16 protein-coding genes are annotated in these 20489 nt (G+C 69.1%); 13 read left to right on the plus strand and 3 right to left on the minus strand.

Annotated features, from left to right (window positions below):
- Positions 1-16 precede the first annotated feature (16 nt).
- Both FBF36_RS03600 and FBF36_RS03605 read left to right on the plus strand, forming a co-directional pair.
- Entirely contained in the window at positions 17-1096 is a 1080-nt protein-coding gene (locus FBF36_RS03600) for a LacI family DNA-binding transcriptional regulator (protein ID WP_034492388.1), read from the plus strand.
- A gap of 97 nt (positions 1097-1193) precedes the next feature.
- On the plus strand, positions 1194-2156 hold the full coding sequence (locus FBF36_RS03605; protein WP_009396543.1) for an aldose 1-epimerase family protein: 963 nt from the start codon (positions 1194-1196) through the stop codon (positions 2154-2156).
- A gap of 103 nt (positions 2157-2259) precedes the next feature.
- Here the strand turns inward: FBF36_RS03605 and iolG are convergent, their stop codons facing one another.
- The 3 genes from iolG to FBF36_RS03620 all read right to left on the minus strand — a co-directional run bounded on the left by iolG (position 2260) and on the right by FBF36_RS03620 (position 5422).
- Positions 2260-3249 carry an inositol 2-dehydrogenase gene (gene iolG, locus FBF36_RS03610; protein ID WP_009396541.1) on the minus strand — a complete coding sequence of 330 codons (990 nt, stop codon included), beginning with the start codon at positions 3247-3249 and terminating at the stop codon, positions 2260-2262.
- A gap of 190 nt (positions 3250-3439) precedes the next feature.
- Positions 3440-4516 (minus strand): transaldolase family protein, encoded by a 1077-nt coding sequence (locus FBF36_RS03615; protein WP_009396539.1) that lies wholly within the window; start codon positions 4514-4516, stop codon positions 3440-3442.
- Between the two features lie 153 nt (positions 4517-4669).
- A complete protein-coding gene (locus tag FBF36_RS03620; RefSeq protein ID WP_034492398.1) occupies positions 4670-5422 on the minus strand; it encodes a GntR family transcriptional regulator in 753 nt (250 codons plus the stop codon).
- 228 nt (positions 5423-5650) lie between these two features.
- Between FBF36_RS03620 and iolC the strand changes: the two genes are divergently transcribed.
- The 11 genes from iolC (at position 5651) to FBF36_RS03675 (ending at position 20483) form a co-directional block, all read left to right on the plus strand.
- On the plus strand, positions 5651-6703 hold the full coding sequence (gene iolC / locus FBF36_RS03625; RefSeq protein WP_034492386.1) for a 5-dehydro-2-deoxygluconokinase: 1053 nt from the start codon (positions 5651-5653) through the stop codon (positions 6701-6703).
- Between the two features lie 10 nt (positions 6704-6713).
- On the plus strand, positions 6714-7628 hold the full coding sequence (locus tag FBF36_RS03630; protein ID WP_138137175.1) for a deoxyribose-phosphate aldolase: 915 nt from the start codon (positions 6714-6716) through the stop codon (positions 7626-7628).
- Between the two features lie 126 nt (positions 7629-7754).
- Positions 7755-8669, plus strand: a complete 915-nt coding sequence (gene iolB / locus FBF36_RS03635; protein WP_009393464.1) for a 5-deoxy-glucuronate isomerase — start codon at positions 7755-7757, stop codon at positions 8667-8669.
- Between the two features lie 54 nt (positions 8670-8723).
- Positions 8724-10631 (plus strand): 3D-(3,5/4)-trihydroxycyclohexane-1,2-dione acylhydrolase (decyclizing), encoded by a 1908-nt coding sequence (iolD, locus tag FBF36_RS03640; protein ID WP_009393465.1) that lies wholly within the window; start codon positions 8724-8726, stop codon positions 10629-10631.
- A 372-nt stretch (positions 10632-11003) separates the two neighbouring features.
- The gene (locus tag FBF36_RS03645) at positions 11004-12497 is read left to right on the plus strand and encodes a CoA-acylating methylmalonate-semialdehyde dehydrogenase (protein ID WP_009393466.1); all 1494 of its coding nucleotides are present in this window, start codon (positions 11004-11006) and stop codon (positions 12495-12497) included.
- Between the two features lie 221 nt (positions 12498-12718).
- Positions 12719-13648: a sugar phosphate isomerase/epimerase family protein gene (locus FBF36_RS03650; RefSeq protein WP_009393467.1), complete on the plus strand. Its 930-nt coding sequence runs from the start codon at positions 12719-12721 to the stop codon at positions 13646-13648.
- Between the two features lie 61 nt (positions 13649-13709).
- On the plus strand, positions 13710-14720 hold the full coding sequence (locus FBF36_RS03655) for a Gfo/Idh/MocA family protein (RefSeq protein WP_009393474.1): 1011 nt from the start codon (positions 13710-13712) through the stop codon (positions 14718-14720).
- A 300-nt stretch (positions 14721-15020) separates the two neighbouring features.
- Positions 15021-15890, plus strand: coding sequence for a sugar phosphate isomerase/epimerase family protein (locus tag FBF36_RS03660; RefSeq protein ID WP_034491038.1), 870 nt, complete (start codon positions 15021-15023; stop codon positions 15888-15890).
- A gap of 160 nt (positions 15891-16050) precedes the next feature.
- Positions 16051-17667: an MFS transporter gene (locus FBF36_RS03665; protein WP_034491027.1), complete on the plus strand. Its 1617-nt coding sequence runs from the start codon at positions 16051-16053 to the stop codon at positions 17665-17667.
- A gap of 203 nt (positions 17668-17870) precedes the next feature.
- Complete coding sequence (locus tag FBF36_RS03670; RefSeq protein ID WP_009393478.1) at positions 17871-19151, plus strand: MFS transporter; 1281 nt, start codon at positions 17871-17873, stop codon at positions 19149-19151.
- 165 nt (positions 19152-19316) lie between these two features.
- Positions 19317-20483 carry a zinc-binding dehydrogenase gene (locus tag FBF36_RS03675; protein ID WP_009393479.1) on the plus strand — a complete coding sequence of 389 codons (1167 nt, stop codon included), beginning with the start codon at positions 19317-19319 and terminating at the stop codon, positions 20481-20483.
- The last annotated feature ends 6 nt before the right edge of the window (positions 20484-20489 follow it).

Below are 20489 nucleotides of genomic sequence, written 5' to 3' on the forward strand. Positions count from 1 at the left end.
AAGGGAGACGTCTGCCGTGAAAGGACCTCGAGGACGAGGTGGGCGGGTCACGATCAGGACCGTCGCCGAGCGAGCCGGCCGCTCCATCTCCACTGTCTCGGCGGCTCTCAACGGCTCCGACGGCGTCTCTGAGAAGACCCGTGGCGAGATCCTGCGCATCGCCGCCGAGCTCGGCTACCAGGCGGACCCGCGCGCCCAGTTCCTGCGCCGCAGCCACACCGGACTCATCGGTGCCAGCTTCGCCATCGGGCAGGCCTACCAGGGACTCATCGTGGACGGGCTCTTCCAGGCGGCCTCCGCTCTGGAGCACGCACTGGTGCTGGCCACCTCCACCCCGCACCGCGATGTGACTGACGGGCTTCGCTCCCTGCTGCTCCAGCGCTGCGAGGGCCTCATCCTCGTCGACCCCGACCTCTCCGTGGACGCCCTGGCCCGCATCGTGGACCGCCCCCCGGCGGTTCTCATTGGCACCAGTATCGAGCTGGAGGATGTCGATGAGGTCCACTCCCGCGACGACGTCGGCATCCAGATGCTCGTCGATCACCTGATCGACACCGGGCGCCGCCGCATCACCCACGTGGACGGCGGGCGGGAGACCGCCGCAGGGAGACGGATCGAGAGATTCGGCCAGGCCATGGAGAGCCGGGGCCTGGGGAGAGACGTGCGGGTGGTGCCCGGGGGAGGCGATGAGGACAGCGGCGCCAGGGCGGTCCGCCACCTCGTCCGGGCCGGTGAGCTCCCCGAGGCGCTTCTGTGCTTCAACGACCACTGCGCCGTCGGAGCCCTCATGGAGCTGCGCCGTCAGGGGGTGCGGGTGCCGCAGGACCTGGCCGTCACCGGCTACGACGGCATCCCGGTCACGGCGGCCTCGGCCTTCTCCCTGACCACGGTGCGCCAGGATGCCAGCCTCATCGCCGAGGTGGCGGTGCGGGCGCTGCTGGCCCGGATGCACCCGGACCAGGACAGTCACATCCCGGCGGAGGTGGCCGGTGCGGACCGGCCTCTGGGTGGTCGCCTCTTCCGGGTGATGCCTGAGCTTGTTGTCCGCGACACGACTGCCCCGCCGTGTGAACGCCGGGACAAGGCCCGCGCCTGATGCGGCACGTGGCGTACGGTGAACCTCGCCGAGGAAGCCACAACCGAGGAACCGAGGGGCTCACGCCCCGCACACTGGGACAGGAACCAGATCAACCATGATTAACGGAGAACTCATCGACCTGGTCGTCGGCGACTACGAGGCGCGTATCGCCTCGTCGGGAGCCATGCTCGTTCACCTGCGTCGCCAGGGGCGCGACCTCATCATGCCCTTCGATGCCGAGGCCATGCTGCCCGCCGGCTGGCAGGGCAAGACCCTGCTGCCGTGGGCCAACCGCATCGCCGGGTCCCGCTACGGCTATGTCGGCACCGAGTTCCTCGTGGGCTGCAACGAGCCGGCCAGCGGCTCGGCCCTCCACGGCCTGGCCGGCTGGATGGACTGGCAGGTCGCCGACGACGACCCCTCCGGCCCCGACGACGGCGCCCCCCGCAGCCGGGTCGTCCTGGAGCTGAGCCTGCTGGCCTCCTACGGCTACCCCTGGAGCCTGGAGGCCAGTGCCTGCTTCGAGCTCGACGCCGAGCGCGGACTGAGTGTCACGGTGACCGCCACCAACATCGGTGCGGCCCGTCCCGCCCCGCCGGTCCCCGGTGCGCCGGAGGCCGGGGGTGAGCCCGCCCCCGCTCCCTACGGTGTCTCCTGCCACCCCTACCTGACGCGCTCGGCCCCCTTGGACGACTGTGTCCTGACCATCCCGGCGGCCGAGGTCCTCGACGTCGACGAGCGCATGGCGCCCACGCACCGGCGCAGCGTGGAGGGCACCGACTGGGACTGGCGCGAGGGTCGGCTCGTCGGGGACACCCAGACGGACAACGCCTACACCGCTCTGCCCGAGGGGGCATGGGAGGTGAGCCTGCGCGGCGGGCAGGGGAACCGCGCCGTCGTCATGAGCTCGGATGTCCCCTGGGTGCAGGCCTACACCGCCGACGAGCTCGGTCGCCCCGGCGTGGCCGTTGAGCCCATGACCTGCCCGCCCAACGCCTTCAACAGCGGTGAGGACCTCATCTTCCTGGCGGTGGGGCAGTCCCACTCCTTCACCTACCGCCTGTACGAGGAGGACTGAGCGCGCAAGCGGCGTGCTGAGCCTGCAGGCGCGACAACGTACGGTGGGCGTCGTCGAGCATTCCGTCTCGACGACGCCCACCGCGCGTCAGAGGGGGCGGTGCTCAGCTCAGACGCACCGGCTGTCCGGAGTGGGCCGACTCCGTGGCGGCCTCGGCCAGGCGCAGGGCCGCGATGGCGTCCTCGATGCCGGTGGGGGGCGTGGTGCCGGCCTCGACGGCCTCGATGAAGGCGCTCAGCTCGATGCGGTAGGCGTCGGCGTAGCGCTCCAGGAAGAAGTCGAGGTAGGGCTCCTGGGCGTCGGTGACCTCGCCGTTGGACAGGCGCACCGTGGTGGCGCGGATGTTCTCTGCGAACAGGGCGCCCTCGCGGCCCGAGGCCTCGAGGCGCTGGTCGTAGCCGGAGGAGCAGTGGCGGTTGTTGATGATCGTGGCCACGGCGCCCGAGGCGGCCTTGAGGGTGACGACGGCGGCGTCGAAGTCGCCGGTGTCCTTCAGGGACGGGTCGAGGTTCTGCCCGGCGGCGTAGACCTCCTCGATCTCGCCCAGGAAGAAGCGGGCGGTGTCGAAGTCGTGGATGGTCATGTCGCGGAAGATGCCGCCGGAGACCTTGATGTACTCCGCCGGCGGGGCGGCCGGGTCGCGGCTGATGATGGTCAGCTGCTCGATATCGCCGATCCTGCCGGCCTCGACCGCGGCGCGGGCGGCGGCGAAGCTGGGGTCGAAGCGGCGGTTGAAGCCGAACATGACGGGGACCTTGACGGCGTCGAGCTCGGCCTGGGCGGCCTCGACGTCCTTCATGTCCAGAGCGATCGGCTTCTCGCACAGCACCGCCTTGCCCGCCTTGGCGGCGGCCAGCAGGTGGGGGATGTGCAGCGGCGTGGGGGAGCCGACGATGACGGCGTCGATCTCGGGGTCGGCGAAGACCTCCTCGGCGTCCTTGCATGACCGGGCCCCGTAGGTGGCGGCGAGCTTCTCGGCCGCGTCCTCGAAGGGGTCGCAGACCAGGGCGAGCTCGGCCTGGGGGTGGGCGGCGATGGTCTTGGCGTGGACGTGGCCGATGCGGCCGGCACCGATGACGGCGATGGAGAGCATCCTTGCTCCTTCTGCGTGTGAGTGGGTGTCTGGGTTGGTGTCTGAACTGTGGACAGTGGTTGGGGTGGGCGGTTCGAGGGCGCGGAACGTGTGGACATGACCGAACATGCCGTGGACCCGCCCGGCGCGGCGGGTGCCGCTCTGGTCGTCCGGGCCCCACCGGGACCCGGACGACCCTGACTGGAGTCGATCAGGGCTGGGGCATGATGACGTCGCGCACCAGGGCGTCCAGGTCGGCGTCGGCCTGGAGGAAGCCGCGCAGGGTGCGGCGGGTCGCACCGAAGGAGTCGAACTCCTCGGGCGTCATGCCGTCGGGCTCGTAGGCGCGCACGAACTCCGGGATCGACAGGAGCGTCTCCATGATCTCGGGGGCCACGGGCTCGTCGATGCGCTCCACGACCTTGTAGTCGGAGTCGTTGATGAGCTTCTGCCAGGCGAAGGGCGGGGAGACGACCAGGTCGCCGCCGACCAGCTCGGACCACTGCAGCACGTTGCGGAAGGCGGCCGACAGCACGCGGGCGCGCAGGCCGCGGGCCTGGAACTCCTGGTAGGCGCGCTTCAGGGCGGCCACGCCGCCCCACTCCAGGTGACCGGGGTCGATGAAGAGCTTGTCCCGCTTGGCCACGATCTTGAGCCAGTCGTCCAGGCGACCGCCCATGAGGGTGACGACCGGGCCCATGGTGGAGACGTCCTTGCCCTCGGCCTCGCGGCGCTTGAGGCCGCGCTCGATGGCCTCACCGGTGGCCACGGCCTGGGGCACGGAGAAGGAGACGGTGACGTTGACCGACACGCCCCGGTAGGTGGCGTCCTCGATGGCCTCGACGCCCACGGAGGTCGCGGGGATCTTGACGATGATGTTCTTGGCCAGGTTGGAGAACTCCTCGGCCTGGTCGGCCAGGGCCTTGGCGCTGCGGGCCAGGCGCGGGTCGGTCTGCATCGACAGGCGGCCGTTGCGTCCCTTGTGCTCCTCGAAGATGGGCTCGAGCAGCGTGGCGGCCTCGATGCTCATCTCGCGTACGACCTGCCAGCCGATCTCGGACTCGGTGGCCTCGGGCATCTCCTCGGCCAGCTCGGCGATGCGGGGGAGCCACACGTCCTTGCGCTGGTTGATGCAGGTGTAGGCGATGGTGGGGTTGCAGGTGGCGCCCACACCGCCGAAGGAGATGGACTGGCGCAGCTCGTCGGGGTCGGCTGAGTCGTTCCACAGGGCGGTGGGCGTGTTGCGGGCGGCGTCGAGAAGGGGTCCGGGGGTGTAGTCGATGCTCATCGGTTCTGTGCTCTCTTTCGGGTTCATCCGCGCAGGCGTCCTTGCAGCCGCGGTCCGGTAGCCCCTATTGAAGTGCGCTCGACGGCATCTGTCAATAAAATGTCAGGACAAAGATTTCTGGGAACGGCGGTGGCCCCGGCGCCGGTGTGAGGGCTAGCTGGAGAACAGCGAGGTCTCGAAGGTGTAGCGCGAGGCGCGGTAGATGTGCTGCCCGTACTCGATGACGCGGCCCGACTGGTCGTAGGTGATGCGGGTGGCGGTCATCAGGGCGGCGCGGCGTCGCTCATGGAGGAGGTCGGCCTCGCGGGCGGAGGCGTTGCGGGCCCCGATGGTCTGCTTGGCCGCGGTGGGGATGGCGTCCTGGGCGCGCAGCAGGTCGTAGAGGCCCCCGGTCTCCAGCTCCTCGCGGGTGGGGGCGATGGCCGCCGGCATGAGGTTGGACAGCACCGCGATCGGCTCACCGTCGGCGCAGCGAATGCGGGTGCAGGTCACGACGGCGGTGCCCTCCTCGACCTCGAGGTGCTCGGCGGCCTCGGCGTCGGCCTCGTGCTCGGTGTAGTCCAGCACGCTCGTGGAGGTCGTGTGGCCGGCCGCGGACAGGTCCGACAGCAGGCTGGTCAGCTGCATCGGCCGGTGGACGTGCATGGGGGAGACGATCGTGCCCACGCCCCGACGGCGCTTGACCAGGCCGCGGTCCACCAGGTGCTGAAGGGCCTGGCGCGCTGTGGGGCGGGAGACCTTCAGTCGCTTGGCCATCGAGAGCTCGTCCTCCAGGCGGCTGCCGGCCGGCAGTGTGCCGTCGAGGATGAGTGAGGCCAGGGGCTCAGAAATTTGCGTGTGCAACGGCGTCTTGGAGTCGCGGTCGATCGTGATGTCGAGGGCGAAAGGGGATGTTGAATCAGACATGAGATAGGCCTGTGTCAGACGTGATAATGCCTCGAGCATACGGATGCTGTCTGCTGATGTCACGCACTGTCGTCATCCCGGCGCCGCTCTTCGGGGAAGTGGGCCCTCAAATGTTCTGACAATTGCTTGACCTGGGGCGGTCCTGTGGGGCAGGCTTCGCAGTGACGCCCGAAGCAGACCTCATTCCCGCAGGCCTGCAGGCCCCAAGGATGTGGAGACGCGATCACCGTGACGACAGCGACGACGGCAACGACCAAGGCAACTGAGTCGGTCGCGCCCGAGGGTCCGCCCCCAGGCGCCGGAGGCGCTGATCGGCTCGACGTGCTCACCATCGGGCGCTGCGGCATTGACATCTATCCCCTCCAGGTCGGCGTCGGGCTGGAGGACGTGGAGAGCTTCGGCAAGTTCCTGGGCGGAAGCCCCACCAATGTGGCGGTGGCCGCCGCCCGCTACGGGCACCGCTCCGCCGTCGTCACCGGCGTTGGCAACGACCCCTTCGGGCGCTTCGTGCACACCGAGATGCGCCGCCTGGGCGTCGACGACCGCCACGTCGTCACCAAGGCCGCCTACAACACCCCGGTCACCTTCTGCGAGATCTTCCCGCCGGATGACTTCCCCCTCTACTTCTACCGCGAGCCATCGGCCCCCGATCTGGAGCTGACCTGGGACGACCTGCCGCTGGAGTCCATCCGCGACGCCTCCATCTTCTGGATCTCGGTGACCGGGCTGAGCAAGGAGCCCTCGCGCTCGGCCCACCACGCGGCCCTGGGCACCCGCGACCGGCGGCGCTTCACGATCGCCGACCTCGACTACCGTCCCATGTTCTGGAAGGACAAGGAGACGGCCCACCGGGAGGTCTCCAGGATCCTGCCCAAGGTCACCGTCGCCATCGGCAACCGGGAGGAGTGCGAGGTCGCCGTCGGCGAGCGCGACCCCGAGCGGGCGGCCGACGCCCTCCTGGAGGCCGGCGTCGAGCTGGCCATCGTCAAGCAGGGGCTGGAGGGGACGCTGGCCAAGACCCGCACCGAGCGGGTGGAGATGCCCGTGACCTCAGTGGACACGAAGAACGGCCTGGGTGCCGGGGACGCCTTCGGCGGGGCCATCTGCCACGGTCTGCTGTCGGGATGGTCCCTGGAGAAGACCATCTTCGCCGCCTCCACCGCGGGGGCGATCGTCTCGTCCCGACTGGAGTGCTCCACCGCCATGCCCACCGAGCCCGAGCTGCTCGAGCTCATGCGCGCCTGCCGCGACGAGGTCGCCCCGGGGCTGACGGACCTGTGAGGAGCCCCCGATGAGCGCATCACCCACCCCTGCCGCCTCCGCCTCGGGGCCGCGGCCGCTGACCGACGCCGTCACCGAGATCCGGGCCACCGACCCCGGCCGTATCGGTCGGGCGCTGGCCCAGCGCCCCCGCGCCGACCTGGCCGGGGCCGGGCGCCTCATGGTCATCGCCTGCGACCACCCGGCCCGCGGGGCCCTGGGGGCGGGGGAGCGGCCCCTGGCGATGGCCGACCGTGAGGACCTCCTCCAGCGCTGCATGACGGCCCTGTCCCGCCCCGGCGTCAACGGGTTCCTGGGAACCGCGGAGATCATCGAGGACCTGACGCTCCTGGGCGCCCTGGACGGCAAGCTCGTGTGGGGCTCCATGAACCGGATCGGCCTCCAGGGGGCCTCCTTCGAGATGGATGACCGCTTCGGCGCCTACGACGCCGAGGGCATCGAGGCCTCTCACCTCGACGGCGGCAAGATGCTCACCCGCGTCAACTACGCCGACCCCGCCAGCGCCGCCACCCTCGAGGCCAGCGCCAAGGCCATCGACTCCCTGTCCGAGCGCGGGCTGAACGCGATGATCGAGCCCTTCATCTCGCGGTGGGAGGGCGGCCGGATCGTCAACGACATCAGCGAGGAGGCCGTCATCCGCTCGATCTGCATCGCCCAGGCGCTGGGGCGCAGCTCGGCGCACACCTGGCTCAAGCTGCCCTGCGTCAGCGGCCCCGCCTCAATGCGGCGCGTCATGGCCTCCACCTCCCTGCCCAGCCTCATTCTGGGCGGCGAGGTCTCGGCCGACCCCGAGGCCACCCGGGCTTCCTGGGCGGCCGCCCTCGAGCTGCCCAATGTCAGGGGGCTGGTCGTGGGCCGCTCCCTGCTCTACCCGGGCAATGACGACGTCAAGGCCGCCGTCGACGCCGCCGTCGCCCTGCTGTGAGCACCTGAAGCATCCACAAGCGGGGCGACCGCCCCAGTCCGCAGCCACTGTCAATCGGCCCCGGCAGGGCCGCCCCGTACGAGACAATCCGCACGAGTACCACCCAGGAGCTGAAGGAGCACCACCATGGGCCACACCGACCGCACCGCCCAGCCCGAGACGTCGAGTCAGTCCCGCTACGTCATCCGCGCCGGCGAGCTCGCCCACGACAGCTACGAGCTGGACCTCACCCCTGAGCGGGCCGGTTGGGAGTGGTCCTCCCTGCGCGTGGTGGCGCTCGCCCCCGGTGGGAGCCTGACCGTGCCCGCCGGCGAGCACGAGTACCTCGTCCTGCCGCTGTCGGGGGGCTGCGGCGTCCAGGCCGGCGGTGAGCGCTTCGAGGTCGCCGGCCGCGAGTCGGTCTTCACCGACATCACCGACTACGTCTACGTCCCCCGCCGCACTGAGGTGACCCTCACCAGCGCAGACGGCGCCCGCATCGCCCTGCCCGGCTCCAAGGCCACCACCGACAAGCCGCTGCGCTACTGCCCGCGCTCCGAGGTCGGCACCGGCCTGCGCGGGGCCGGCCCCTCCTCGCGCCAGGTCAACAACTACGCCCTGGGCAACGACGTCGAGACCTCCCACCTGCTGGCCTGCGAGGTCCTGACCCCCGGGGGCAACTGGTCCTCCTACCCGCCCCACAAGCACGACGAGCACACCGAGGTCGAGCGGGTCCTGGAGGAGATCTACTACTACCAGGTCCGCGCCGGCGAGGGTGACGCCGAGGGCTTCGCGCTCCAGCGCATCTACCCCTCGCCCGGCCACGACATCGACGTGTGCACCGAGGTGCGCGACGGTGACGTCGTCGTCATGCCCTACGGCTACCACGGCCCCTCCGTGGCCGCCCCCGGCTACGACCTCTACTACCTCAACGTCATGGCCGGCCCCGCCGAGGACTCCGTGTGGCTCATGACCGACGACCCCCACCACACCTGGGTGCGCCAGACCTGGGAAGGGCAGGAGGTCGACCCGCGCCTGCCCATGACCCCCATGAACGACTAGCCGACCCGCCTTTCGACCGCCCCCACCACCTGAGAAGAGCAGAGAAGAACCACGATGAGTAACGAAGCCTACGCCGGCACGATCCGCCTGACGGTCGCCCAGGCCACCATCCGTTTCCTGTCCAACCAGTACTCCGAGCGCGACGGCGTCGAGCAGCGCCTCATCGCCGGCGCCTTCGGGATCTTCGGCCACGGCAACGTGGCCGGCATCGGTCAGGCCCTCCTGCAGAACGAGATCGCCCGCGCCGACGGCGAGCAGGAGATGCCCTACATCATGCCCCGCAACGAGCAGGGGCAGGTGCACGCGGCCGCTGCCTTCGCCAAGACCACCAACCGCCTCCAGACCTACATGTGCACGGCCTCCATCGGTCCGGGGTCCCTCAACATGGTCACCGGGGCCGCCCTGGCCACCACCAACCGCCTGCCGGTGCTGCTGCTCCCCTCCGACCAGTTCGCCACCCGCGTCCCCGACCCCGTGCTCCAGCAGCTGGAGGACCCCACCAGCCTGGACGTCTCGGTCAATGACGCCTTCCGGCCCGTCTCGCGCTTCTTCGACCGCATCAACCGGCCCGAGCAGCTCATCCCCTCGCTGCTGAACGCCATGCGCGTGCTCACCGACCCGGCCGAGACCGGCGCGGTCACCATCGCCATGCCTCAGGACGTCCAGGCCGAGGTCTTCGACTGGCCCGTGGAGCTGTTCCGCAAGCGCGTGTGGCACGTGCGCCGCCCGGTGCCCGAGCCCGCCGCCCTGGAGCGCGCCGTCGCCCTCATCAAGGCCGCCAAGCGCCCCCTCATCATCGCCGGCGGAGGCACCATCTACGCCGGTGCCAGCGAGGAGCTGCGCGCCCTGGCCACCGCCACCGGCATCCCGGTGGGCGACACCCAGGCCGGCAAGGGCGCCATCAACTTCGACCACCCCAGCGCCGTGGGCGGCGTGGGCTCCACCGGATGCGACTCCGGCAACCACATCGCTGACAAGGCCGACCTCATCATCGGCGTGGGCACCCGCTACTCCGACTTCACCACGGCCTCCAAGACCCAGTTCAAGAACCCCAACGTGACGTTCGTGAACATCAACGTCACCCCCTTCGACGCCGCCAAGGAGAGCGCGGAGATGGTGGTGGCCGACGCCCGCGAGGCCCTGGCGGCCCTGAGGGAGGCGCTCGCGGACTACCGTGTCGAGACGGCCTACTCCGAGGAGATCACCGCGGAGAAGGAGGCCTGGCTCAAGGCCACCGAGCGCTGCTACCACCTGGACCACGGGCCCCTGCCCGCCCAGACCGAGGTCTTCGGCGCCCTCAACGAGCTCATGGGGGAGGAGGACGTGGTCATCAACGCCGCCGGCTCCATGCCCGGTGACCTCCAGGCCCTGTGGCAGGCCCGCAGCCCGCTGCAGTACCACGTGGAGTACGCCTTCTCCTGCATGGGCTACGAGGTGCCCGCCGCCATGGGCGTCAAGCTCGCCCGCCCCGAGGTCGAGGTGGTCTCCATCGTGGGTGACGGCACCTACCAGATGCTCCCCATGGAGCTGGCCACCGTGGTCCAGGAGAACATCAAGGTCATCTACGTCCTGCTGCAGAACTACGGCTTCTGCTCCATCGGCGCCCTCTCGGAGTCCCGCGGGTCCCAGCGCTTCGGCACCAAGTACCGCCGGCGCGGCGAGGGCAGCCACCTGGCCGACGAGCAGGTCATCGACGGCGTCGACATCGCCGCCAACGCCCGCTCCTGGGGTCTGGACGTCCTCGAGGTCCACACCATCGCGGAGTTCAAGGAGGCCTACCGCAAGGCCGAGGCCTCCGACCGTCCCACGATGATCCACATCGAGACCGACCTCTACGGCCCCAACCCTCCCGGGTCGAGCTGGTGGGACGTCCCGGTCTCGGGCGTCTCCGAGCTGGAGTCCACGCAGCGCGCCTACGAGGAGTACCTGCGTGACCGCAAGCCTCAACGTCACTACCTGTAAGGCCACTACCTGAAGGGATCGCAGGTAGGACGCGGGAAATGGCGCGCAGCTCCTGCGCCAGCCGCGACGGCGGGGGTCCACGGCGGATAGTGCCGTGGACCCCCGCCGTGCGCGCGCTCCCTTCTGGGACGGGTGTCCCTCGGGTGCTGTGTCAGCGGCGCTGCGGAAGGACGCCAAGATCACGATGTGGTCAACGCCCCCATTATGTTCTGACAAAACGGCACCATTTGCCGTCTAGGACGTTAGGCTTGGAGTACATGCAAGGCGCTGGGCGCCCGACCGGCCCGTTCGTGAGACCTTGGTCGGGGTCCGGCCCTGCCCACCCCATAGACGGGGTGGGTCCGCGAAACCGACAATCAGGAGTCGATAACGATGAGAACCATTGCGCACTGGGTTGACGGAAAGTACTACGAGGGAAATCCGATCGGCCGCTTCGCCGTCGAGAACCCGGGAACCGGTGAGGTCGAGGCCGAGCTGCTCCAGGCCTCCGACGCCGACCTCGACCACGCCGTCGAGGTGGCCCGCCGAGCCCAGAAGGAGTGGGCGAAGGTCTCGCTGGCCAAGCGCACCGCCATCATGTTCCGCATGCGCCAGCTGGTCCTGGACCACCAGGACGAGATGGCCAAGATGATCGTGGCCGAGCACGGCAAGAACTACTCCGACGCCGTCGGCGAGATCCAGCGCGGGCGCGAGACCCTCGACTTCGCCACCGCCATCAACCTGGCCCTCAAGGGCGAGCACTCCTTCGACATCTCCACCGGCGTGGACATCCACACCCTGCGTCAGCCGGTCGGCGTCGTCGCCGGCATCTGCCCCTTCAACTTCCCGGCCATGGTGCCCATGTGGATGCACCCCATTGCCATCGCCACCGGTAACGCCTTCGTCCTCAAGCCGGCCTCGGCCACGCCCTCGGCGGCCCTGCTGACGGCCGAGCTCTACAAGGAGGCCGGCCTGCCCGACGGCGTCTTCAACGTCGTCTCCGGCAACCGCACCATGGTCTCCAAGGTTCTCGAGCACCCCGGCATCGACGCGATCTCCTTCGTGGGCTCCACCCCGGTGGCCCACATCGTCCAGGACACCGGCGTCACCCACGGCAAACGCGTCCAGGCCCTGGGCGGGGCGAACAACCACGCCATCGTCATGCCCGACTCAGACCTGGACTTCGCCGCCCAGCACATCTCCGCCGCCGCCTTCGGGGCCGCCGGCGAGCGCTGCATGGCCCTGCCCGTCGTCGTGGCCGTGGGCGGCTGCGGACCGGACCTGGCCCGTCGCGTCAAGGCCCACGCCGAGAAGATCAAGGTCGGCTACGGCATGGACGAGGGCGTTGAGATGGGCCCGGTCATCGACGCCAAGTCCAAGGAGTTCATCACCGGCCTCATCGACGACGCCGAGGCCAAGGGGGCCGAGGTCGTCCTCGACGGCCGCCCGCTGGTCATCCCCGGACACGAGAAGGGTCACTTCCTCGGCCCGACCATCGTCGACAACGTCTCCCTGGAGTCCTCGCTCTACACCGAGGAGGTCTTCGGGCCGGTGCTCGCGATCGTCCACGCCGACACCTACGAGGAGGCCATCAAGCAGGTCAACTCCTCGCCCTTCGGCAACGGCGCGGCCATCTTCACCAACGACGGCGGCGTGGCCCGTCGCTTCGAGCTCGACGTCGAGGCCGGCATGGTGGGCATCAACGTGCCGATCCCCACGCCGGTGGCCTACTACTCCTTCGGCGGCTGGAAGGAGTCGCTCCTGGGCGACACCCACATCCACGGCCCTGAGGGCGTGCGGTTCTACACCCGCGCCAAGGCGGTCACCACCCGCTGGCCCTCGGAGAAGACCTACGCCGCGACCATGTCCTTCCAGCGCGAGGAGTAGGCCCGGCTGCTCCGCCACCCATCACCGCGGACGCACCATAGAACTCAACGACTGATCTGCAGGATGAGTCCGCGAGATCTACGGTGCGTCCGCGCCTTGTTGGAAGCGCTAGAGATCAGACCTCTTTGTCAGTACAAAACTCTATGCTTTCGATCAGTTGAGGTATATCGTGGATCTCGCATCCGAAACGATTCGGGTATCGCCACGCGAAGGAGACAACGATGTCCAAAGCCGTCAACACCAACGATCCCAAGTACTCCAAACTCACCATCGGTGTCTGCCCCGACCAGTGGGGCGTCTGGTTCCCCGAGGACCCCAGGCAGATGGACCCCCGTCAGGCCTGGGAGGAGATGGCCGAGGCCGGCTTCGAGGTCATCGAGACCGGCCCCTTCGGCTACTTCCCGACCGCCCCCAAGGAGCTCCAGAAGTGGTGCGACGAGTTCGGCATGAGGGTGGTGGCCGGTACCGGCTGGGGCGTCCTGCACAAGCAGGAGGCCTGGGAGACCACCCTCAAGACCTTCCGCGCCATCGCCGAGACCCACGCCGCCGTCGGCGCCGAGTACATCGTCCACCTGCCCCCGCTCTACCGCGATGACAAGACCTGGGAGTGGACCGACGACCGCGTCCTGTCCGACGACGCCTGGAAGCTCTACGTCGAGCACGCCAACGCCCTGGGGCAGATGCTCCTGGATGAGTACGGCCTCAAGATGGTCCTCCACCCCCACGGCGACTCTCACATCGAGACTCCCGAGGAGATCGCCCGCATCTTCGACGCCACCGACCCCACCTACGTCAACCTGTGCCTGGACTCCGGGCACGTCGTCTACGGAGGCGGCGACCCCGTCGAGCTGTGCCGGAAGTACCCCGAGCGCATCACCTACGTCCACATCAAGGCCTTCGACGAGGGCATCACCCGAGAGGCCCATGAGAAGGACTGGCCCTTCGGTGAGGCCGTCACCAAGGGCGCCTCAGTCTGCCCGCCCGCCGGCCTGCCCGAGATGCACGAGTTCGTCGACGCCCTGGCCGCCCTGGACAAGCCGATCTACGCGATCTGCGAGCAGGACTGCTACCCCTGCGAGCCCTCCTTCCCCAAGCAGAACGCCATCAACATGCGCACGTACGTGGCCGAGTGCGGCCTGGGACTGGCCTGAGGCCTTCCGCCGCGTCCAACAGCCGACCTACCACTGACACCACCTCAACGAGGAGACACGCATGACTGTACGCATCGGACTCATCGGCGCCGGCGGCATGGGCCGCGCCCACCTGGCCCGCATCGCGGGCGTCCTGTCCGGCGGCGAGATCGTCGCCGTGGCCGACATCAACCACGAGGCCGCGGTCTCGGCCGCGCAGCCCTACGGCGCCAAGGCCTACGACAGCGCCGACGATCTCATCAACGACCCGGACGTCGACGCCGTCCTCATCGCCACCTTCGGCAAGGTCCACGCCCCGGACGTCATCAAGGCTGTCGAGGCCGGCAAGTACGTCCTGTGCGAGAAGCCGCTGGCCACCACCGCCGAGGACTGCATCGCCATCATGGAGGCCGAGCAGAAGGCCGGCAAGAAGCTCGTCACCGTGGGCTTCATGCGCCGCTTCGACGCCGCCTACAACGAGATGAAGAAGGTCCTCGACGACGGCGACAACGGACGGGCCCTCCTGGTCCACAACCGTCACCGCAACCCCACCGTGCCGGAGTCCTACACCTCGCGCATGGCCATCGACGACACGGCGATCCACGAGATCGACACGATGCGCTGGCTCCTGGACGAGGAGATCGTCAAGGTGCGCGTCGAGCGCCCGAGGTCCACCACCCACCGCTTCGACCACCTCATCGACCCGGTCGTCGTCGTCATGTACACCGAGTCCGGCGTGCGCATCGACGACGAGGTCAACGTCAACCTGCAGTACGCCTACTCCATCGAGTGCGAGCTCGTGCTGGAGACCGCCGCGGTGAGGCTGGGCGACCAGGAGCGGATCCACATCCGCGACATCCACGGCAACCGCAACGCCATGTGCCAGTCGCACATCGACCGCTTCGAGGACGCCTTCAACCGCGAGGTGCAGGAGTGGATCAACGCCGTGGCCCGCGACGAGCACACCGGCTCGACCTCCTGGGACGGCTACGCGGCCACCTCCGTGGTCGACGCGGCGGTCGCGTCACTGGAGGACGAGTCCTCGCCGATGGTCGACGTCACGCTCATCGACAAGCCCGCCTTCTACGCCTGAAGCCTCCCGTCATCGTCCTCGCCGATACGGCCGCTTGCCGGAGCGTTCGCGATTGCTGCGTGTTCGCGAGTGCGCCGGGGTCGCCCTCGGCAGGACGGTGACGGGTCCCGCCCGCCGTGTTCGTCCCGGGAGGCATGAGCCCCGCCTCCCGGGACGAGGACTTTTCGTCGGCAGGACGGGGGTCTCCTGCCGCTTCGTTGAAGGATCTGGAAATTCCCGCCACGACCACTTCCCCAGACGTCATTGTCATGACATTATGGGGGTGTCGACATGGATGTCGGCGCCCGAGAGGAGACCTCCTTGGTAGACATCGCCCTTGACCCGAACATGTACTACCGCACCATGTCCACGGTGCGCACGCTCCACAAGGCCGCCGAGCTGGGCTTCGAGCACGTCGAGCTCTCACCCAACGCGGACTTCCACTTCTGGCACCACCGCCCCGCCGCCGACGACGCCTTCGTCGCCGAGCTCAACAAGGCTCAGAAGGAGACGGGCGTCAAGGTGCGCACCCTCAACCCCGTCTTCAACTGGTCCTCGCCCGACGAGGAGGAGCGGCGCGCCCAGGTGTCCAACTGGCGCCGCCTGCTCGAGCTCGCCGACCAGATCGACGTCCGGGAGATCACCTCCGAGTTCTCCGGAGACCGCAACCAGGCCCGCCGCAGCGAGGAGCAGTGGTTCCGCTCCATCGAGGAGCTCATCCCCGACTTCGAGCGCTACGGCATCCGCCTCAACATGGAGGCCCACCCCTACGACTTCGTCGAGCTGCACGACCCCGCCCTGAACCTCGTGCGTGCGGTCAACAAGGACTGGATCGGCTACGAGTTCTGCTGCCCCCACGCCTTCCACCTCTCCGACGGTGCCGGCGACGTCGAGCGCATGATCCGCACCGCCCACGAGGCCGGCAAGCTGCGCGAGGTCCACATCGCCGACGGCTTCAACCACCGCGCCAACGACGGCAACCGCTACATCGTCAACCCGCCCGGCGCCGACGTCACCGTCCACCAGCACAACGAGATCGGCAACGGCGAGGTCGACTGGGACGCCGTCTTCTCCACGCTGCGTGACATCAGCTTCGACGGCGTGCTCTCCGTGTGCGTCTTCGGCTGGCACGAGCACGCCGACGACATCAACCGCCGAGTGCTGGCCCGGCTCCGCGAGGAGCTCGGCTGACCCTCATCGGCCCTCGCCGCTCCCGGTGAGGGCCGCCCACGCTGCCGGCTCCCGCTCCTGCGCTGCGGCGCGGTGACCGGCGGACCGGGCCATCCGGTCCACCCAGCAGCGCTCTCTTTCGCCTCCGCCAACGATGGCGGACGACCCAAGGAGTTCCTTCATGTCCACATCACCCAGCTCTGCGGCGCACTACACGCCGGAGAAGATCCAGGAGCTGGTCGACCAGACCCCCGCCTCAGGGCCGAAGCGCTCGCTCGGACTCATCGCCCTGGTCGCCACCCTCGGCTCGCTGCTCTTCGGCTACGACACCGGTGTCATCTCCGGAGCCCTGCCCTACATGTATCTGCCGCACGGCGCCGACGGCCTGCAGATCACCTCCTGGGAGGAGGGCTGGATCGGCGGCCTGCTCTGCCTGGGCGCCGCGCTCGGCGCCTCGGTGGGGGGCAAGCTCTCCGACAAGTACGGGCGCCGGCACAACATCATGCTCCTGGCCATCGTCTTCTTCATCGGGGCACTGGGCTGCACGATCTCGCCCAACATCTGGGTCCTCTACTTCTTCCGGATCGTGCTGGGCTTCGCCGTCGGCGGTGCCTCGGCGATCGTCCCCGTCTTCCTCGGTGAGACGGCCCCCAAGCGCATCCGCGGCACCCTGGTGGCCGTGGACCAGATGATGATCGTCTTCGGCCAGTTCCTCGCCTTCTCCATGAACGCCGTCCTCGCCCGCATGCACGGCGGCCCGGAGGTCACCCTCGCCAACGACGTCGTCAACAACTCCGGTGAGGTCGTCGCCAAGGCCGGCGACAAGGTCGCCTGGGAGAGTGTGCAGCACTTCAGCAACGTCATGATCGAGTCCGGCAACGGTATGACCTGGCGCTACATGCTCGTGCTGGCCACCCTGCCCGCCGTCGCCCTGTGGTTCGGCATCCGCCTCATGCCGGAGTCCTCGCGCTGGTACGTCGCCAACCTGCGCATCGCCGAGGCCATCGGCTCCCTCAAGCGGGTGCGCGACGAGTCCAAGGACGGTTCCATCGCCGAAGAGGTCGACGAGATGCTTGAGATCCAGCGCAAGGAGGCCAACCAGGAGAAGTGGGGCCTGGCGCAGATCATGGGCGTCAAGTGGACCCGCCACCTGCTCTTCATCGGCATCATCCTGGGCCTGGCCGACCAGCTCACCGGCATCAACACGGCCATGTACTACACGCCCAAGGTGCTCTCCGCGGCCGGCCTGCCCATGAGTGACGCGATCTCCCTCAATGTGGTCTCCGGATTCGTCTCCTTCGTGGGGTCGGCCGTCGGCCTGTGGCTGGTCACCAAGTTCGCCCGCCGGCACGTGGGCATCTACCAGGAGGCCAGCATCGTGGTCTCCCTCGGGCTCCTGGCAGCGGTCTTCTACTTCCTCATCCAGCCCTACCAGGACGCCGACGGCAACATCAAGGGAGCCCCTGCCTTCGCCCCCTACCTGGTGCTGCTCATCGTCTCGCTGTTCGTGTTCGCCAAGCAGTCCGGAACAGTCACCTGGGTCCTCGTCGCGGAGATCTTCCCCGCCAAGGTTCGCGGCACGGCCATGGGACTGGCCGTGGGCACCCTGTGGATCGCCAATGGGATCGTCGCCCTGGTGTTCCCCATCATGATGGAGAAGCTCGGAGGAGCGGGCACCTACCTCATCTTCTGCCTGTTCAACGTCATGTCACTCATCTTCTACATGAAGTTCGTGCCCGAGACGAAGTACCACTCCCTGGAGGAGCTCGAGGCCCGATTCGAGAAGGAGTACAGCTGATTCACGTGGTCAGGGAGCTGAGTCAGTGTTGAGCCAGCGACAGGCCGTCGGGTCGGTGGGCCCGACAGGGGCGGATTGAAGCCGACCGCTCGGTTCTGACACACTGTCTCAGTTCCCGTCCGACGTCGTCAGCGTCAGCTGATGCCACATCTGAACAGACATCTACACACAATGCCGTCCATGACGTACACGGTGACCGGTCCATGACCCCCCATCCGCCGCGCAGCGCGCCACCCGCTCCGCTCCGCCTCCGCCTGTACGCATGGGCGGCAGGTCTGTTCCTCGGCGCCCTCGAAGGGGCGCTGGCCATCGTCGTCGCAGACATCCGCAGCGATGCGCTGGCGCTGGTCTGCGTCGTTGGTGCGGCCATGGGTTTGGGGACCGTCGCCGGCATGCCCCTTGCCCGGCACCTGGGCCGCAGGAGAACCGGCCTGGTCGTGGCCGTGCTGGCTGCAGTGGGGGCGGGGCTCGCAGCGGGGCTCCACGGCGTCCCCGCCCTCATCGGCGCCGGGCTCGCAGGATCGGCCGCCGGCGGGGTGCTCGTCGTGGCGCCACTGGTCTGCCACGAGCTCTCCCTGAGGGGGCACAAGCGTCTCATGCCGCAGGCCATGGCCCTCGGTCCTGCCGGGGCGGGCATCACGACCCTGGCGGCCTGGTGGAGCCCGGCGCGCACCCCCACCGCCTGGGTGGTGGTCGCAGTCGCTGCGCTGGTCTACCTGTTCTGCGCCCTGTCTCTGCCCGAGAGCCCGACCTGGCTGGTGCGGCAGAGCCGTGACGTCGAGGCCTTCGAGGCCCTGCGCCGACTGCACGGGACCCTGGAGGCCTCTGTGGCCATCGACTGGACCCGACTGGACGCCGAGATGCTGGCCGAGCAACAGGCTCTGACCCCTGCGGACTTGCGGGTGCCCCAGGTGCGTGCCGCCGTGCTGACCGGCGCCGTCCTCATCCTCGCTCAGGAGGCGCCGCTGGGCGCGGCGGCTCTGGTCCTCGCTCCGCTGGTCGCGGTCGACCTCGGCCTTGGCTCGAGCGCGATTGCCACCAGCGCCGCGGCCTGGGGCGGGTTGGCCCTTCTTGCCCTGGTGCTGGTGACCCGGATCGAGCAGCTGCGCTTCCTGCGCGTGGTCCTGGGCACCGTTGTGGCCGTGCTGGGGGCGACCTTCCTGGTCACCGGCCTGACTCTCGGGGGAGTGGGCGGTGCTTGGACCATCGTCGTGTCGCTGACGATCCTCGTGGCCAGCCAGTCCGTCCTGGTCCTGCCCGCCTGCCAGGGGGCGATCGACCCGCGGATCCCGCCCTGGCTGGTCGAGGCGCAGCGGCGCGCCTCGGCGACCGGAGGGGTCCTGGCGCGCGCCGGGGTCCTCCTGGCCTCGCTGCTCGTCGTGAGCTACCTCGGGACGTCCGTCCTGTACTGGGCGGCCTTTGCGCTGTCGCTGGTCAGCGTCGTCGCCGTGCTCCTGCGCCTGCCACGGGAGCTGAAGGTCTAAAGGTCTAAGGGTGGGACGGGTCCGGAGGGTATCCGTGACCGGATCTCGCGACTCCGACTTCAGACCTATGATTTGTCAGGACAAATGTCGTATGGTGGGGGTGTGGCCGCGAGGGGCCACTCGACGACCCGTCGTCGTCGACACCTGACAGAGAGGCACCTGAGCATGACGAGCAACGAGGCAGTCCAGGCCTCAGAGACAACCGCGTCCATCCCTGAGACCATGAAGGCGGCGGTCCTGCGGGACCACGAGGTCGGCCTGCAGATCGAGACCCTGCGCACCCCCCGGCCCAAGACCGGCGAGGTCCTCATCAAGGTGGCCGCCTGCGGGCTGTGCCACTCCGACCTCCACGTCATCGGCGGTGCCATCGCCTTCCCGCTGCCGGCGGTGCTCGGCCACGAGGTCTCCGGCACCATCGTGGAGCTTGGCCCCGGCAACGAGCACACCGGCCTGACTGTCGGGCAGAAGGTGGCCGGCGGCTTCCTCATGCCCTGTGGCCAGTGCGACGCCTGCGCCTCGGGACGCGACGAGCTGTGCGGCCCCTTCTTCGACCTCAACCGTCTCAAGGGCCTCCTCTACGACGGCACCACCCGTCTGGCCACCCCCGACGGCGAACCGGTGGCCATGTACTCCATGGGCGGTCTGGCCGAGTACGCGGTCGTCCCCTCCACCGCCGTGGCCCCCGTGCCAGACACCATCGACATGGTGCCGGCGGCCATCCTGGGCTGCGCCGCCATGACCGGTTACGGGGCCGTGCGCCGCGGCGCCGACCTGCGCTACGGGGAGACCGTCGCCGTGGTCGCCACCGGCGGCGTGGGCACCAACATCGTCCAGATCGCCCGGGCCTTCGGCGCCAGCCAGATCATCGCCATCGACGTCGACGACGACAAGCTCGCCCCCATGCTCGATTACGGGGCCACGGCCGTGGTCAACTCCGTCACCCAGGACGCCCGTGAGGAGGTCTTCCGACTCACCGGCGGCAAGGGCGTCGACGTCTCCTTCGAGGCACTGGGCATCCCCGCCACCTGGACCACCGCCCTCGACGTTCTGGCCGACGGTGGCCGCATGGTGCCGATCGGCCTGGGGGCCGGCGTGCAGACCGCCGGGGTGGAGATCAACCGCACCGTGCGCCGCTCGCAGTCGATCCTCGGCTCCTACGGGGCGCGTACCCGCCAGGACCTGCCGGCCGTCGTCGACCTGGCCGACAAGGGCGTCATCAACTACCGCGACGTCGTCTCGCGCCGCCTGCCGCTGGAGGAGGCCGGCGCCGGCTACACCGCCCTGCGCAACCGCGAGATCCAGGGGCGCGCCGTCGTCGACATGTCGCTGTGAGCCCCG

It is taken from the genome of Actinomyces sp. oral taxon 171 str. F0337, assembly GCF_005696555.1.
In the GTDB taxonomy this organism is placed as follows: domain Bacteria; phylum Actinomycetota; class Actinomycetes; order Actinomycetales; family Actinomycetaceae; genus Actinomyces; species Actinomyces oris_E.